General features: G+C 62.3%; 17 protein-coding genes. 10 read left to right on the top strand and 7 right to left on the bottom strand.

The window, feature by feature from the left end:
* Positions 1–71: 71 nt before the first annotated feature.
* From AAFG07_RS07370 to AAFG07_RS07360, 3 genes are read left to right on the top strand one after another with little or no spacing between them, the layout of a single operon-like run.
* Positions 72–1055 carry a zinc-dependent alcohol dehydrogenase family protein gene (locus tag AAFG07_RS07370; protein WP_342726654.1) on the top strand — a complete coding sequence of 328 codons (984 nt, stop codon included), beginning with the start codon at positions 72–74 and terminating at the stop codon, positions 1053–1055.
* The gene (locus AAFG07_RS07365; RefSeq protein WP_342726653.1) at positions 1055–2647 is read left to right on the top strand and encodes an AAA family ATPase; all 1593 of its coding nucleotides are present in this window, start codon (positions 1055–1057) and stop codon (positions 2645–2647) included. The genes AAFG07_RS07370 and AAFG07_RS07365 overlap by 1 nt, the downstream gene beginning before the upstream one ends.
* A 54-nt stretch (positions 2648–2701) precedes the next feature.
* Positions 2702–2956: a hypothetical protein gene (locus AAFG07_RS07360; protein ID WP_342726652.1), complete on the top strand. Its 255-nt coding sequence runs from the start codon at positions 2702–2704 to the stop codon at positions 2954–2956.
* A gap of 220 nt (positions 2957–3176) precedes the next feature.
* Here AAFG07_RS07360 and AAFG07_RS07355 read toward each other — a convergent pair whose 3' ends face one another.
* The 5 genes from AAFG07_RS07355 to phbB all read right to left on the bottom strand — a co-directional run bounded on the left by AAFG07_RS07355 (position 3177) and on the right by phbB (position 6929).
* Entirely contained in the window at positions 3177–3344 is a 168-nt protein-coding gene (locus tag AAFG07_RS07355; protein ID WP_198964632.1) for a hypothetical protein, read from the bottom strand.
* A gap of 87 nt (positions 3345–3431) precedes the next feature.
* On the bottom strand, positions 3432–5405 hold the full coding sequence (locus tag AAFG07_RS07350) for an alpha/beta fold hydrolase (protein ID WP_342726651.1): 1974 nt from the start codon (positions 5403–5405) through the stop codon (positions 3432–3434).
* A complete protein-coding gene (locus AAFG07_RS07345; RefSeq protein ID WP_342726650.1) occupies positions 5332–5712 on the bottom strand; it encodes a hypothetical protein in 381 nt (126 codons plus the stop codon). Before AAFG07_RS07345 ends, AAFG07_RS07350 begins: the two co-directional genes overlap by 74 nt.
* On the bottom strand, positions 5709–6188 hold the full coding sequence (locus AAFG07_RS07340) for a CBS domain-containing protein (protein WP_342726649.1): 480 nt from the start codon (positions 6186–6188) through the stop codon (positions 5709–5711). The genes AAFG07_RS07345 and AAFG07_RS07340 overlap by 4 nt, the downstream gene beginning before the upstream one ends.
* 15 nt (positions 6189–6203) lie before the next feature.
* Positions 6204–6929, bottom strand: coding sequence for an acetoacetyl-CoA reductase (gene phbB / locus AAFG07_RS07335; protein ID WP_342726648.1), 726 nt, complete (start codon positions 6927–6929; stop codon positions 6204–6206).
* A gap of 162 nt (positions 6930–7091) precedes the next feature.
* On the opposite strand from phbB, the gene AAFG07_RS07330 reads away from it, so the two are divergent.
* The 6 genes from AAFG07_RS07330 to AAFG07_RS07305 all read left to right on the top strand — a co-directional run bounded on the left by AAFG07_RS07330 (position 7092) and on the right by AAFG07_RS07305 (position 11266).
* Complete coding sequence (locus AAFG07_RS07330; RefSeq protein ID WP_342726647.1) at positions 7092–7928, top strand: universal stress protein; 837 nt, start codon at positions 7092–7094, stop codon at positions 7926–7928.
* A 77-nt stretch (positions 7929–8005) separates the two neighbouring features.
* The gene (locus tag AAFG07_RS07325; protein WP_342729076.1) at positions 8006–8299 is read left to right on the top strand and encodes a c-type cytochrome; all 294 of its coding nucleotides are present in this window, start codon (positions 8006–8008) and stop codon (positions 8297–8299) included.
* A 63-nt stretch (positions 8300–8362) separates the two neighbouring features.
* Complete coding sequence (locus AAFG07_RS07320; RefSeq protein ID WP_342726646.1) at positions 8363–9085, top strand: CBS domain-containing protein; 723 nt, start codon at positions 8363–8365, stop codon at positions 9083–9085.
* Positions 9086–9103: 18 nt separating this feature from the next.
* Entirely contained in the window at positions 9104–9268 is a 165-nt protein-coding gene (locus AAFG07_RS07315) for a hypothetical protein (protein ID WP_342726645.1), read from the top strand.
* Positions 9269–9443: 175 nt separating this feature from the next.
* Complete coding sequence (locus tag AAFG07_RS07310; RefSeq protein WP_342726644.1) at positions 9444–10121, top strand: helix-turn-helix domain-containing protein; 678 nt, start codon at positions 9444–9446, stop codon at positions 10119–10121.
* A 407-nt stretch (positions 10122–10528) separates the two neighbouring features.
* Positions 10529–11266 carry a CBS domain-containing protein gene (locus AAFG07_RS07305; protein ID WP_342726643.1) on the top strand — a complete coding sequence of 246 codons (738 nt, stop codon included), beginning with the start codon at positions 10529–10531 and terminating at the stop codon, positions 11264–11266.
* Positions 11267–11336: 70 nt separating this feature from the next.
* Here the strand turns inward: AAFG07_RS07305 and AAFG07_RS07300 are convergent, their stop codons facing one another.
* A complete protein-coding gene (locus tag AAFG07_RS07300) occupies positions 11337–11549 on the bottom strand; it encodes a hypothetical protein (protein ID WP_342726642.1) in 213 nt (70 codons plus the stop codon).
* A 282-nt stretch (positions 11550–11831) separates the two neighbouring features.
* On the bottom strand, positions 11832–11996 hold the full coding sequence (locus AAFG07_RS07295) for a hypothetical protein (RefSeq protein WP_342726641.1): 165 nt from the start codon (positions 11994–11996) through the stop codon (positions 11832–11834).
* A 470-nt stretch (positions 11997–12466) separates the two neighbouring features.
* Here AAFG07_RS07295 and mgtA point away from each other — a divergent pair, with 470 nt between their 5' ends.
* Positions 12467–15025, top strand: a complete 2559-nt coding sequence (gene mgtA, locus AAFG07_RS07290) for a magnesium-translocating P-type ATPase (protein ID WP_342726640.1) — start codon at positions 12467–12469, stop codon at positions 15023–15025.

Genomic DNA, 15025 nt, shown 5'->3' with positions numbered 1-15025 from the left:
TTGACCAGGATCAACACCGGACCAATGTGATGTGATCAAAAGAGCGGCACAGATGCCAAACGAGTACCGTCATGCACTCCATGATCCTGCCCGCGCGCGGCGCGCGGCTGCACTACAAGGAGCGGCTCGACCCGGTTCCCGGCCCGGGCGAGGTCCGCGTCAAGGTCGGCGCATGTGGCGTTTGCCGCACCGACCTGCATGTCGTCGACGGAGAGCTGCCGGACATTGCCTATCCGATCGTTCCGGGCCATGAGGTGGTTGGCCGCATCGACGCGATCGGTGACGGCGTGGACCGTGCGCATCTCGGCACACGTGTCGGCGTGCCCTGGCTCGGATCGACCTGCGGACATTGTCGCTACTGTCGGGAAGGCAAGGAAAACCTCTGCGACGCCCCCCTATTCACCGGCTATACGCGGGATGGCGGCTTTGCCACGCACATGGTGGCAGACGCGCGTTACTGCTTTCCGCTCGGCGATGACGGCGAGGACGCGGAGCTGGCACCCCTGCTGTGCGCCGGCCTGATCGGCTGGCGCTCCCTGGTGATGGCTGGCGACGGTCGCAAACTCGGCATCTACGGTTTTGGCGCGGCCGGACATATCGTGGCGCAAGTGGCGCGCTGGCAAGGGCGGGATGTGTACGCTTTCACCCGCGCGGGCGACACCGAGGCCCAGCACTTGGCATTGTCGCTCGGCGCATGCTGGGCAGGAGCTTCAGAAGATCGGCCGCCGGCCGAGCTTGATGCCGCGATCATCTATGCCCCCACCGGGCCGCTTGTCCCGCTCGCGCTGCGCACACTACGAAAGGGCGGACGGGTGGTCTGTGCCGGCATTCACATGTCGGATATCCCGAGCTTTCCCTACGACATCCTTTGGGGTGAACGGCAGATCGTCTCCGTTGCCAACCTGACGCGACAAGACGGCGTCGACTTTCTCAAGACAGCGGCAAAGGCTGGAATCCGGACACACGTCACCGTCTTTCCCTTGGACCAGGCGAATGAAGCACTCGCCTGCTTGCGGGACGGCAAGCTCGTCGGCGCAGCCGTCTTGAAGCCATGATGACGCCGGCATCATCAACCGAGGCGGCCACAGGCGAGACAGGCCAGGCCGCCGTATTGTCGTTCCTGGCCGGATCTGGCCGGCCGAACGCGCCGGTTAAGCGGATCGACACCCATTGTTCGATCGTCTTTCTCGAGCCTTCGCTCGTCCTGAAGATCAAGCGAGCGGTCAAGCTGCCCTATCTCGACTTCTCGACATTGGAGAAGCGGCAGCGCGCCTGCGAGGATGAGATTGCGGTCAACAAGCGCCACGCCCCCGCAATCTATCGCAGGGTGGTTCCGATCACGCGCGGGCGCGATGGGCTTGCGGTCGGGGGGACGGGTCAAGTTGTCGAATGGGCCGTCGAAATGGCTCGCTTCGACGAGAACAAGACGCTCGATCATCTTGCCCAGCAAGATGCAATCCGGCCAGAGCTCGGCGAGAGACTGGCCGCTATCCTGCTCGAATCCCATCGGACCGCAACCGGACACGAAGGATCCCCATGGCTTGCCTCGCTCCCCGTCATCATCGATCGCAATACGGAGCAGTTTTGCGCCGAGCCAGTTCTCTCCCGGGAGGAAATCGATAGATTGCACGAACTGAGTCATCAGGCCCTCGCGCGCAACCTCGAACTGCTGCGCCTCCGCGCCGCAGCTGGGCAGGTCCGGCACTGTCACGGCGATGCACATCTCGGCAACATTGCCCTGCTCGACGGCGAGCCAACTCTGTTCGATGCGATCGAGTTTGACCCCAAGATCGCGACGACCGACGTCCTCTACGACCTCGCATTTCCACTGATGGACCTGCTGTACTTCGGACGGGAGACCGTGGCCAACAGGCTGTTCAATAGCTACATGCACACCGCCTGGGACACGCAATCGGGCGCGCTGTGTCTGCTGCCGCTGTTCCTATCAATGCGCGCAGCGATCCGAGCCAACGTGCTCTTCACCAAGGCACGGCAATACCAGCTCGATCAAGCGATCGACGCCCAGGCGAGGCGCTATTTCGAGCTTGCACGCCGGCTCATTGAACCGGCGCCGCCCCGCCTAATTGCAGTTGGCGGGAAGTCCGGTACCGGCAAGAGCGTGCTGGCGCGCGACATGGCGCATCTGATCGCGCCGCCCCCGGGCGCCTTGGTTTTGCGATCTGATGTCATTCGCAAGCAGCTCTATCACGTCGCCGAGCACGCCACATTATCGCCGGAGACCTATACGCCCGAAGCATCGAACCGCGTCTACCAGACCATGCTCAAGCATGCCGCGCACACATTGGGCGGGGGAATTTCGGTAATACTCGATGCGGTCTTTCTGAAGCCGGTGGAGCGTGGTGCCGCGGAAGCCGTTGCTCGCGACACAAAAGTAGACTTTCGCGGCATTTTCTTGACCGCCGGGCGTGCCACACGGCTGCACCGCGTGGCATCGCGGCAGAACGACGCGTCGGACGCGACGTCCGATGTAGTCCTGATCCAAGACAACATTGAAACCGGAATGATCGATTGGGATATTGTAGACGCTTCCGGAACGCCCTCCACCACGCTTGAACGCAGTACTTCCCGCCTGCTGGCGTCCCCGACGGAACGGGCGAGCGGTACATCGCCTAAGGGAAACTCCTGAATTGGTCGATGCCGTCAGGTCTGGCAACATTCTCCCATTGACAGGAGGAGTTCCATGAAACGGCGATTAACCTTCGTCTTTGTCGCCAGTGCGATCCTCGCGGTCGTGCTCGCTCTATTCTGCAACTGGTACTTTCCCGACCTGGTACCGCTTGCCTCGACCGAGCCGGCGCCCACAAGCTGGCGGCTTGACGCCGCCTTTGCCGTCTCTACCGTCAGATGGACCGCAGCATTCGTTGCTGCCGCATCGGCAATAGCCCTGATGTTCATGAACATCACCAAGGGCTCTTCCGGGCTCGAAGGACGATAGACCTTTCCATTCGGGACGCGTCGACGACATCCGCCATCTGCTTTCCGAGGGCCGGCCTGAACAGCCGGCCCTCGGCGCGCTCAGTCGTTTCGAGCCCTACTGCATGACCGATGCAGCGCGTACGTGACGTGCAACAGCAAATATTATGGGCGAATGGCGCCGATACCGGCCAACCATGACGGACGCTCCAATCCCAAGGCCATCGGCCAAGTTCGAGTTGTCACGTTTGCCGCCACAGGCTCCAGAGACTGCCGGCCAACAGGAGCCCGATCACGAGCAGGATGGCCACGAACATCTGCATGACGTCAAAGTTCAGAGAATCGCGCGCGACGAACAGCGCGGTGATGGATCCCGCAAGTATGAAGAAAACGCGGAGGATCAGACTCATGGCTTCCTCGCTGCAACCTGGTGCGACCGTTTCATCGTAACGGCTCGCGGCGGTGAGGATTTGCGACAGATCAAGCCGGTGCGACGTTCAATGCTGGAGGACGTACTGTCCCGGCGCATCACCAAGCGACGATACACCCTCGGGCGCGTGAAGCACCGATTGCGCCGGCACCCACACACCGGAATGCGCCGTGAGGAACCGAACCCATTCCAGCCACCAGGATCCGTCGCGATTCACCGCCGTCCGCAGCCACTCGTCGGGGCCGACGTAGGGTTGATCCGCCTTCTTCTCCAACAACTGATAGCTGCGCCCCTCCTCCGACGGCGGAGCAACGATGCCGGCGTTGTGACCGCCGCTCGCCAGCACGAAGGTGATATCGGCATCGGCCAACAGGTGAACCTTGTGAACCGACCGCCAGGGCGCGACGTGATCGCGGACAGTGCCGACCGCGAACATGGGGACACGAAGATCGGAAAGCGCCACCGGCTGTCCGTCCACCAGATAGCGGCCCTCGGCAAGGTCGTTGTTGAGAAACAGCTTGCGCAGATAGTCCGAATGCATCCGGTAGGGCATGCGGGTCGCGTCCGCGTTCCATGACATCAGATCACTCGGCGCGGCGCGCTCGCCCATGAGATAATCGCGGACCAGGCGCGACCAGATCATGTCGTTCGACCGCAGCAACTGAAACGCACCAGCCATCTGCGCCGTCTCGAGCACGCCGCGCTGCCGCATCATATCCTCGAGGAACGCGACCTGGCTTTCATTGATGAAGAGCGTCAGTTCGCCGGCGTCGGTGAAATCGACCTGGGCTGCCAAGAGCGTTACTGAGCACAGGCAGCCGGGCCGCTCCTTCTGCAGCCGAGCTGCTGCAATTGCTAGCAGCGTCCCACCGAGGCAGTAGCCAGCGGCATGGATCGGACGTTCGGGAACGAGCTGATTGATCACGTCGATCGCGGCGTCGATCCCGAGCTTGCGATAGTGATCGAGACCAAGTTCGCGATCGGCCGGCTCCGGATTTCGCCACGAGATCATGAACACGGTGAAGCCGCGCTCGACCAGGAACCGTACGAGCGAATTCTGCGGCGAGAGATCGAGGATGTAATACTTCATGATCCAGGCCGGCACGATCAACACCGGCTCGGGGCAAACGTCGGCTGTTGCGGGTGCGTATTGGATGAGCTCGATCAGCTCATTCCGGTAGACAACCTTGCCCTTGGTCGCGGCAACGTCCTTGCCGACCACAAATGGGGCCGGTCCGGGCGGCTTGGCACTCAACAGGTCCCTGCAGTCTTCCAACCAGTTATGCCAGCCCGACACGAAGTTGCCGCCACCAGAGTCCATGGCCTCGCGCAGGACCTCTGGGTTGCTGAACGCAAAGTTGGACGGCGCAACAACATCGAGGCATTGCCGGACGGTAAAATCCACGACCGCTGCATTTGCTTTTGAGACGCCGTGCAGGCCGCTGGCCGCCGAATGCCACCATTGCTCACCCAGCAGGAATGCCTGCGCCATGATGTTGAAGGCCGGCAATGCCCAGTCCTGGCCGGCAAATCGGTTGTCACCCGGTTGAGGCTTGACCATGAACCAGGGCTGCCAGGCAGCATGCGGCATCGACACCATGCGCGCGAAGCGCGCGCCTTCAGCTAGCGCATTCAGCGCCAGTTGAAGCCGTTTACCGGGTGAAGCCGCAAGGTGGAGTTGCCAATCGGCGAAAGCGAGCGCGAGGCCGGCCGGTGAAAGCCCCCCAGTCCATCGCGCCATCGCCGCGTGAACGAGTTGGTCGAGCGATTCGGCACCGGTCAATGGCGCGACTTCGGGCTGTACTAAAGCAGGCGTTCCGGCACCCGTCACGTCGTCATTGGCAGGAGTTGTGGGCTGGTCGAGAATTGCATGGACTGTCATCGCTCGCCTCCTTGCTCGAGCCGGATGAGCTCGGGCGCAATCTATCTTTCGGTCTGGCATCTGCTCAGACGCCGGCCTTTGCCGCTCAGCCGAGGCGGAATCGCTTCCGACCCAGCGCCACGATCTCGGCGTCGGTCGGATGATCGCTCGGCTCGACATGCAAATTGAGGTCGGGCCGCTCCGCCTTGAGATACTGCGTCAGCTCGGCCTTCTCGATACCTGGGCCGATGACGAGCAAATCGCTGCAACCGCTTACGGCTTCGCCTACCCGGGCAAGAAATGTCGCATCGACCTGGACGCGACCATCGCCGATCGTATTCGCCTTGTGATGCAGATGCTGCGACGCCAGATGCGCATGGACGGCCGTCGCGCTGACACCTGTCAACCCAATGCCGAAAACCTTCGCGATAAGGTGATCGATCCAAACGACGGCGTGTGCATGTGACTGCAGGGTCATCTCGCTCATGAAGTAACTCCGGTGCTTGCTTTCTCTACTTCTCTCAATCGACGCGCCAATGCCGCAAGCAGCTCCCTGCGACTGACAATACCGACGACCGTTCTGGCGCAGAGCACCGGAATCTGGACGACATTGTAGATATCCATCTGCGTGACCACATCCTCGATCGATGCCTCGACATCGACGGTGATCGGCGAGCCGCTCATGAGTGAGCCTACCTGCTGCGTGCGCATGCGCTCGCGTTCAGGTGTATTCTCCGCAATGCCAAGCAGAGACTCCAGCCAGTTTCCTGACGGCGGGCTGATGCCAAGCTCATCGCGATGGAGGAAATCGCCCTCCGACACCATGCCGACGAGGTCGCCGGCGTCGTCGATCACTGGCAGGCCGCGCTGATCGGTTTCAAGCAGCAGCTCGACGGCACTGAGCACTGTGGCGGTCGGCTTGATCGACGCGAATGAACTGCGCATCACATCGGTTGCGAGCATCGTGATCTCTCCCATTCAGCACATATGTTGGCCGCCATTGATCGACAGTGTCGACCCGGTGATGAACCCTGCTTCGTCGGCGGCAAGAAACGCAACGGCACGGGCAATTTCTTCCGGCTGTCCCAGCCGCCCGACCGGGATCTGCGGCAGGATGGAGTTCTGCATGACATCGGCCGGCACGGCGGCCAGCATCTCGGTATCGATGTAGCCCGGACAGATCGCATTGACCGTGATTCCGAACCGCGCGCTTTCGAGGGCGAGCGCGCGGGTGAAGCCAAGCTCGGCCGCCTTCGCCGCGGCATAGTTCGTCTGGCCGATCTGGCCCTTCTGACCATTGATCGACGAGATGTTGATGATCCGCCCGAACTTGCGCGCCCGCATGCCCTCGATGAGAGGCCGGCACATGTTGAACAACGAATCGAGATCGGTTCGGATCACCGCGTCCCATTGCGGCTTGGTCATTCGATGCAGTGTGGCGTCGCGCACGATACCGGCGTTGTTGACCAGGATGTCGATTGGGCCCAGCGCCGCCTCCACCTCGTGGACACCGGCTGCGCAGGCCTGGAAGTTCGCGACATCCCACTGGAATACGGGAATTCCGGTCTGATCCTGAAACGACCATGCGGCCCCTGCGTTTCCGGCATAGCAGGCCGCAACCCGGCATCCGGCGGTAGCGAGGGCGCGCGAGATCGCGGCGCCAATTCCCCTGCTTCCACCCGTAACCAATGCGACGCGCACCATGCAGGCTCCTCCAAGCTGGACGCAACATTTGCGCGAAGTGCACGTGCGATGAATTGATCTCGCTCAATTAGAATCCACGAACGCGCATGAGGCAGATCAAATTGGCCGGCCTCGACCCGTGCTCTGATGGCACTTGCTTTTCCACCCCTTTGGAGAACAGCCATGTTCAAGAACATCCTCGTCCACATTCCGACGGAGCTGTCGCCACGTCCAGCGGTCGACGGATCGGTCTCGCTCGCGCTCGGCACGGGCGCGCATCTCGACGCAATGGCGATCGGCTACGAAACTGCGAGCGCACCGTTCGTCGTCGAAGGGAGCGTGGCGGTCGCCTCGCTGTTCGACGCTGAACATGCACAGGCCCTGGAACGCGCCGAGGCTGCGCTGCGCGTCTTCGACATAGAGGCGCGAAATGCTGGGATATCCTACGCAACCCGCGCCGTGGGGGCGCTCCCCATCGATGCGCGCGAGATGATCTGCGCCAGCGCGCGACTGCATGACCTGACGGTGGTGGTGCAGCCGCTGGGCGAATACAACAGCTACGACAACGTGATCCCGCGCGAGCTATTGTTCCGGGCTGGCGGTCCCGTCCTGTTCATGCCCTACACGTTCCATGGCGCATTCTCGGCGAAACGGATCGGGATCTGCTGGGACGGCAGCCGGCTTGCTGCCCGCGCCCTCCATGACGCGATGCCGCTGCTGCGCGCAGCCGACGCTCTCACCGTCATCACCATCGATGGCACCGATCCAATTCCCTCAGAAGCCTCCACCGATCATCTGGTGCGGTATCTCGCAAAGGAAGGGCTTCCGGCCAAGATCACGTCGTTGCCGGCGTCCAGGTCAGAAGTTCAGTCGATCCTGCTGTCGATCGCGGCGGATGAGAGCCTCGACCTTCTGGTGATGGGTGGATACGGCCACTCCCGCCTGCAGGAAACTCTGCTCGGCGGCGTGACGCGCAACATGCTGCGCGCGATGACCATCCCCGTCCTGATGTCCCACTAAGCGCGAGCCGTCTCGTGAAACATCCTGCCAGGACATTTCAGCGTCATGTCGCTCGCGGCCTCGCCGTCATCGGCGCGATCTGCGCCGCGCTGACCTCGGCCGCTGCCGACGAGGCGCAAGGCCGGCGCCTGGCGCAGTTTTACTGCGCCCGCTGCCATTCGATCGACCGGGTCAGCCCGAGCCCGCTGAAGATAGCTCCACCGTTCCGGACCTTGCACGAGCGCTATCCGGTCGAGATGCTGCAGGAAGCGCTGGCGGAAGGGATCGTCACCGGCCATCCGACCATGCCCCAGTTCAGCTTCGAGCCGGACCAAGTGGGCGATTTCATCCTGTTCTTGAAATCTCTGGAGCGCGGCCCGGCAGACCGTTGAGCCAGGTCAACGTGCGGGGCACGCGAAGCTTTATTGTTCGTTTCTCAACACGGAGGTCCAAACATGCGTGCGCATCAGATCATGACCAAGCACATCATCGCCGTCAGCCCGCACACGAAGATCCTGGATGCGGCCAACATCATGCTGCGATGCCATCTCAGCGGTCTGCCGGTGATGGACGAAGACGGCACCCTCAGGGGCATGGTGTCCGAGGGAGATTTCCTGGAACGCAGCGAGATCGGCACAGGACACAAGCGCTCAGCATGGCTGGAACTGTTCACGGGGGCGGGTCGCGCCGCGACCGATTTCGTGCATGAGCGCGGCCGCAAAGTCGAAGATGTCATGACGGCGAACCCGATCACCGTCGAGGAGCAGACGCCGCTCGAGGAGATCGTGCATCTGATGCACAAGCATGGCGTGAAGCGAGTGCCGGTCGTGAACGGCAAGACCATGGTCGGAATCGTCACCCGGGCGGACATCCTGCAGGCTGTCGCATCGCTGGCGCGCGAAGTTCCCGACCCGACCGCCGACGACAGCCATATCCGCGAACGGATCCTGCGCGAAATCAACGCCACCGGCTGGCGTCCGGCCGGCTTCCAGGTCTGGGTGCGCAACGGCGTCGTGCATCTGAACGGCCTGATCTTCGATGACCGCGCACGCCAGGCCGCGATCGTGCTCGCCGAGAACACCTCGGGCGTCAAGGAGGTCCATGATCACCTCTGCTTCGTTGACGGTTATTCCGGCTACTATGTGGAATCGCCGGAAGACATCAAGGCGGCCGGCTGATCAATCGAGGAGCCCAACATGGCAATGAGCACACTGCTTGTCGTCACGGCCGTCTGTCTCATCTTCTCGCTCTTTGCGCTCGTGCTCGCCGTGACCGATCGCAGCACGACGCGCTGGCTTCGGGAAGAGGACGGGAATGGAGCCAGCACGCGCGCTGCCTATCCCGACAAGAACGGCCGCTAGCCTCTCCTCTTGAGCGACGCGCCGCGCGACCGATGTCTCGGCGCGCGGCTACTTTGTCCGGCGCCTACGTATAAATACGTAAGTGGCTTCTACTTAGGGGAAATATCCAAATTTCCCGATCCAGGAGATGCGATCAATCTGCCTCCATTGATCTTCCCATCCATGGAGTGCCGCCATGCAGACCCAGAACGCCATTTCACTCGAGAACAGCCGTCACCCGACCAGCATCCTCAGCCGGCAGGCGCGCGTTGATGGGCCCTTCGGCATGATCGGGACGCCGATGCGGTTCGCACGCAACAGCGAGATCTACGGCGAGGACGAGGCCGCGGAATATCTCTACCAGGTCGTTTCCGGCGCCGTCCGAACCTACAAGGTTCTGGAGGACGGACGTCGCCAGATCGGCGCATTTTATCTGCCCGGGGATATCTTCGGCTTTGAGGCCGGCGAGACCCATATCTCCTCGGCCGAGGCCGTCTCCGAGACGCGGGTCATCGTGGTCAAGCGCGCCGCGCTCATGGTCCGTGCCGGCCACGAAAAGGACCTGGCACGGCAACTGTGGGATGCGACGGCCCAGGAATTGCGTCGTTTCCAGGAGCATCTGATGCTGCTGATCTGCAGCGCCGAAGATCGTGTCGTCGGCTTCCTTCATGACATGGCGCGCCGCGCCGTCAAGAATGCCGCCATCGAGCTTCCGATGTCGCGCCAGGATATCGCTGACTATCTCGGTCTGACGATCGAAACGGTATCACGCACCTTTACCCAGCTCGAGCAGAACGGCGTGATCGCACTTCCGACCTCGCGCCGGGTGGAACTGCGCAAGTGTGCGATGTCAAACCGGATCATGGCGGCGTAAGCGAAGGGCGCGCCAAGCTCCGATGACCCCTGGCGATCACCCATGGGCCGAACAGGCTGCCGCGCTCACAAGCTATCCCACGGCTCCGCATCGGCGACGCTGATTACCGGACATGGTTCAGGTCGGTTCCGGCGACCGGCCTCAATCTACCTGCATGTGGTGCCGTCTTGCCGGTCGATGTGCTGCGGTCACGCCGTTCAGGTGGCCGGTCGAACGATCGGAAAGCATAGATCGTTACCAACTGTCGGCGGCTTGCCCAACTCGGTTGCCTGCCCAATGCCGGGCCTATCAGCGCAATTGCACGATCGTCCGGTTGATAAGGATCAACACACGTTGCTCCTTCCAGGAGTTAGCTGGGGTTTGTCAGCTCATGTCGGAGGATCTACGCCGTGCGCGTACGGGAGATCATGTCACGGAACGTCATCACAATCGATGCCGATGCATCGGTGATCGATGCCATCAAGACGATGCTGTCCCATCACGTCAGCGGCCTTCCTGTCGTCGATCGGGATGGAGCTCTCATCGGGATCCTGTCCGACGGTGATTTTATCCGGCGCGTGGAAGTGGGAACGGAGAAGCACCGCGGCCGCTGGCTTGCGATGCTCGCGGGCACGAACCAGGTCGCGCTTGACTTCGTCCGCCAACACGGCCGCACGGTCAATCAGATCATGTCGCCCAACCCGATTACTATCGAAGAGGACACCCCGCTTGAGCAGGTCGTTCAACTCATGGAATCGCACGGCGTGACACGATTTCCAGTCGTGCGTGATAAAAAGGTGGTCGGGATGGTCACACGCACGGATTTCATGACCGCCATCGCAAACCTTCGCCTCGACCTATCCTCCTCTTCCGGCAACGACGATCAGATTTGCGCATCCGTCATTGCGGCACTGGCGCATGCGTCCTGGCGGCCTGCTGCGCTGAACGTGAGTGTGCGCGACGGCGTCGTCAGCTTGCGCGGCAACATCCGCAACGACAATGCGCGCAAGGCGTCGACCGTTGCGGTGGAGAACGTTGCGGGCGTGAGGCGGGTCGACGACCAATTGGTGAAAATCACCTACCCACCGCCGGAAGAGGACTATGGCGGCGGCGACTTTGTCTCGTTGGAGGAAGAGCCTTCGACGGAAGACGATCAGCCCTTTTAGGCTGGCGAGAGGCCCCGATGATCGTGCCGATGGCGCCTGGGCATCGCCAGATCAGGCGCCAGCTCGGTTTTCAGGCAGGATCGATCGCCTCCCGGTGAATTTCCTCGCTCGACTCGTCGATGACCACCACGTGACGATCGACGTCGCCAGAGGGATTCTCGCTGCGAATCCTGCTCGCCATTTGCTTGCTGTGCGTGATCGCGGCGGCGGCGTTCGCGAATTCAAGTCCGATCCGATCACGGACCGGGACGCCGTCCTTCGTGTCGAAGTAGTAGGTTCTCATCAGGATCTACAGGCCTCCGACCAAACAGCCCCGCCCAAAGAAGCTGCCAGCTTACGCCTGCCGGCAGCTTCAGTGGGGCTGGCTGTGCGCAGTTGGGGGGGGAATCTGCGCGACCCAAGCAAAGCGGATTGCGGGCGTGTCGAACTTGATCTCCATCAACCCGGCTTGCGATTTTCCGTCGCACCTCGCAACGCAATCTGCCCCGATGCAGGCGGGAGCGGCCCGGCCCCGCAGCCGCCCAATAGGCTACCCACTGCCGCGCCCATCATCGTGACCCGGTCCTTATTCCGCGGCCTTAGGCCTTGGGTTTTGCTTGCGCCACTCGACCAGCTTGGCCTCTTCCTCAGCCAGCAGCTTGTGAAGCATTTCGATCTTCCGTGCGTCAGCCTCTGTGGCCAGCAGCTCCTTGTAGTGGGCGATGTTCGCCCTGAAAACGAAATCAGCCATGGCCCACTCCCCTCGCACAGGAGCCAAAAACGATCTCGTCGAACTGACGCGGGCATAACAACATACGTTACTGTATACACAGTGGAACTACGGTGTCCCCTATCAAATTCGCTGTCGGCCAAACGTCAGCAATTCCGCCCTACTGAGACCGCCCTCCCAAGCAATTCAAGCCATTGCTGTCGGAAACGGGCCAGAAACAACAAAGCCACTCCGGGCGGTCAAGTCGTGAGCGGCGTTGCCAGACTCTGGCTTCGCCTCCATGGAATCGCGAGTTTCGATACCTAGCCAATGGATTACCGGCAATGCGTGTCCTGGCCGAGCCGGATTGAGCCACGTCAACCCCGGACCCAAGCGGTCGCACTAGGTTGCGTTGCCAATCCTTCCAGCATCGCGAGATCCTCATGCCGCTCAAGCCGTCTGCGTATGGCCCAGCCGTTGAAGCGTTCTGGCGGGAGCCAACCGATTCGCTCTTGCGCAGTCTCGACACCGAACGGTGCGGTCTGCGCCAACAGGAGGCCGAAAAGCGGCTCGCCCGGATCGGCCCGAACCTCGCAGAGCCATCGCGCACGCGATCGATCCTGCAGAAGATCGTACATCGTCTGGTCAATCCGCTGATTGCCATCCTGATCGTGGCGGCGGCCGTGTCGGGGTTCAGCGGCGACCTCGCGAGCTTTGTGATCATTACGATAGTGGTGGGCCTGTCACTGACGCTGGACATCCTGCAGGAACATCGCGCGGAAGTCGCTGCCGATGCCTTGCGGCGCTCGGTTGCGATCCAGGCCGATGTCATTCGCGATGGTGCAATTGTGGCGCTGCCAATCAGCGAACTCGTCCCCGGAGATGTCGTGGAGCTGCGGACCGGCGACCTCGTGCCGGCCGACGGGGTCGCGCTTATGGCCCGCGATTTCCAGCTGAACGAGGCCCTCATGACGGGTGAACCGTTTCCGGCCACGAAGACGACGGAGCCATGCGCCACGAGTCTGCCTGCGGAAGCGAGCAATGCCCTGTTCGCCGGCACCAGCGTCGTCGGCGGTGGCGGGGTGATGCTTGTCGTCGAGACCGGGCGTCGTACGCGCTTCGGCATGATCAGCGCCGAGCTGTTGGCGAACGATCCTCCAAGCGCCCTCGAGCAGGGCGTCCACAAGCTTGGCCTGCTCATTCTCAAGCTTACGCTTTTCTTGACGCTGTTCGTGCTGCTCGCCCATCTCGTGGCACATCGGCCGGCCATGGAATCGTTCCTGTTTGCCGTCGCGCTGGCCGTCGGCCTGACACCCGAGCTCTTGCCGATGGTGATGACGGTGACGTTGGCGCGCGGAGCGCAGCGGATGGCGAAGCGGCAGGTGATCGTCAAGAGGCTGTCTGCCATCCATGATCTCGGTGCGATGGACACGCTATGCGTCGACAAGACCGGCACGCTGACAGAAGCCAAGATCACGCTCGCGGCACATCTCGATCCCGCGGGACGCCCCAGCGATCGGGTGCTCGAGCTGGCCCGATTGAACAGCGCGTTCCAGACCGGCATTCACAGCCCGCTGGATGAGGCATTGCTTGCCGCAGACAGCCCGCCGGGAAGTAGCGCCTGGACCCGGCTGGCCGAGATCCCGTTTGACTTCGAGCGGCGCTGCCTCTCGGTGCTTGCGGCGCGAGGTAGCGACCGATTTCTGATCGTCAAGGGCGCGCCGGAAGCGATCATGGCCCGCGCGGTCGCGGTCGAGGTCGATGGCTTGGCCCGACCGCTGGATGACAACCACCGCGCTCAGCTCGTTCGTCTGCAGGATGACCATGCCCGGCAAGGCTTTCGGCTGCTCGGCGTCGCTATCCGGACCATGGCACCGGATCAGCTCGACGTCACGACTGAGGACGAAGCCGTCCTTACGGTAGTCGGCTTCTGCGCCTTCGCGGACCCTCCCAAGCGCGATGCGGCCGACTCGGTCCGGGATCTGCGGGCACGCGGCGTCGGCATCAAGGTGCTCTCCGGAGACCACGCTGCGGTGGTCGCACATGTCGCGGATGCCGTCGGCCTACCCTCGGGTCGCATCCTGACCGGCAGCGAGATCGCCGATTTGAGCGATCAGGCACTCGCCGCCCAGATCGAGGATGTCGACCTGTTCGCCAGGATCGACCCCGAGCAGAAGCGACGAATCATTCGAGCCCTGCGCCGGCGTGGTCACGTCGTCGGCTTCATGGGCGACGGCGTCAACGACGCTCCGGCGATTCATGCCGCCCATGTCGGAATATCCGTCGCCGGCGCGACTGAAGTGGCACGCGCCGCCGCGGACATGATCCTGCTGGCGCCGGACCTCTCGGTGCTGGGTGCGGGCGTGATCGAGGGACGACGAACCTTCGCAAACATCCTGAAATATGTCCGCATGGGAACCAGCTCGAATTTCGGCAACATGCTATCGATGGCGCTGGCATCCATTGCGCTGCCGTTCCTGCCGCTATTGCCGCTGCAGATCCTCCTCAACAACCTGCTCTACGATCTCTCCGAGATCGGCATTCCATTCGACGAAATCGACGAGGAGGATGCCGAGAGACCTCAATCATGGAATATGGCGGATATCCTGCGGTTCACGTTCGTCATGGGCTCGATTTCATCGCTGTTCGACGTCGCGACTTTCACCATTCTCCTGAAGGTCTTCCACACCGATGCGGCCGCGTTCCAAACCGGCTGGTTCCTGGAATCGATCGCTACGCAGATCCTCGTGATCTTCCTGATCCGCTCGCGGCGGCCGCCGTGGCGCGCCAGCCGCCCGCATCGCATCCTGGCGTTGGGCTCGCTGGGCGCACTTGCTTCAGGCATCTTCCTGGCGCTGGGACCGTTCGGTTCCTTGTTCAGTTTCGCGGACCTGCCGCCTGTGCTCCTGGGTGTGATAGCTTTGATAACGATCAGCTACCTCGCCATGGCCGAAGCCGGAAAGCATCTTGCGCTCCCAGCCGCCGCACAGCCAAATCGCGCCACGCTGGCGCGACAGCATCCCGCCAGCGATGCCGCACTGAATGGACGACACACAGACACTACCCATTAG

The sequence above is a fragment of the Bradyrhizobium sp. B097 genome (assembly GCF_038957035.1).
Lineage (GTDB): Bacteria > Pseudomonadota > Alphaproteobacteria > Rhizobiales > Xanthobacteraceae > Bradyrhizobium.
The sequence above is the reverse complement of the archived record's forward strand: the minus strand, read 5'-3'. Positions and strand labels throughout refer to the sequence as shown.

Bases quoted from the DNA above. Each gene is read 5' to 3' on its own strand.
- AAFG07_RS07370 (WP_342726654.1), top strand. From the start codon at position 72: ATGCACTCCATGATCCTGCCCGCGCGCGGCGCGCGGCTGCACTACAAG.
- AAFG07_RS07365 (WP_342726653.1), top strand. From the start codon at position 1,055: ATGACGCCGGCATCATCAACCGAGGCGGCCACAGGCGAGACAGGCCAG.
- AAFG07_RS07360 (WP_342726652.1), top strand. From the start codon at position 2,702: ATGAAACGGCGATTAACCTTCGTCTTTGTCGCCAGTGCGATCCTCGCG.
- AAFG07_RS07355 (WP_198964632.1), bottom strand. From the start codon at position 3,344: ATGAGTCTGATCCTCCGCGTTTTCTTCATACTTGCGGGATCCATCACC.
- AAFG07_RS07350 (WP_342726651.1), bottom strand. From the start codon at position 5,405: ATGTCGAGCCGAGCGATCATCCGACCGACGCCGAGATCGTGGCGCTGG.
- AAFG07_RS07345 (WP_342726650.1), bottom strand. From the start codon at position 5,712: ATGAGCGAGATGACCCTGCAGTCACATGCACACGCCGTCGTTTGGATC.
- AAFG07_RS07340 (WP_342726649.1), bottom strand. From the start codon at position 6,188: ATGCTCGCAACCGATGTGATGCGCAGTTCATTCGCGTCGATCAAGCCG.
- phbB (WP_342726648.1), bottom strand. From the start codon at position 6,929: ATGGTGCGCGTCGCATTGGTTACGGGTGGAAGCAGGGGAATTGGCGCC.
- AAFG07_RS07330 (WP_342726647.1), top strand. From the start codon at position 7,092: ATGTTCAAGAACATCCTCGTCCACATTCCGACGGAGCTGTCGCCACGT.
- AAFG07_RS07320 (WP_342726646.1), top strand. From the start codon at position 8,363: ATGCGTGCGCATCAGATCATGACCAAGCACATCATCGCCGTCAGCCCG.
- AAFG07_RS07315 (WP_342726645.1), top strand. From the start codon at position 9,104: ATGGCAATGAGCACACTGCTTGTCGTCACGGCCGTCTGTCTCATCTTC.
- AAFG07_RS07310 (WP_342726644.1), top strand. From the start codon at position 9,444: ATGCAGACCCAGAACGCCATTTCACTCGAGAACAGCCGTCACCCGACC.
- AAFG07_RS07305 (WP_342726643.1), top strand. From the start codon at position 10,529: ATGTCACGGAACGTCATCACAATCGATGCCGATGCATCGGTGATCGAT.
- AAFG07_RS07300 (WP_342726642.1), bottom strand. From the start codon at position 11,549: ATGAGAACCTACTACTTCGACACGAAGGACGGCGTCCCGGTCCGTGAT.
- AAFG07_RS07295 (WP_342726641.1), bottom strand. From the start codon at position 11,996: ATGGCTGATTTCGTTTTCAGGGCGAACATCGCCCACTACAAGGAGCTG.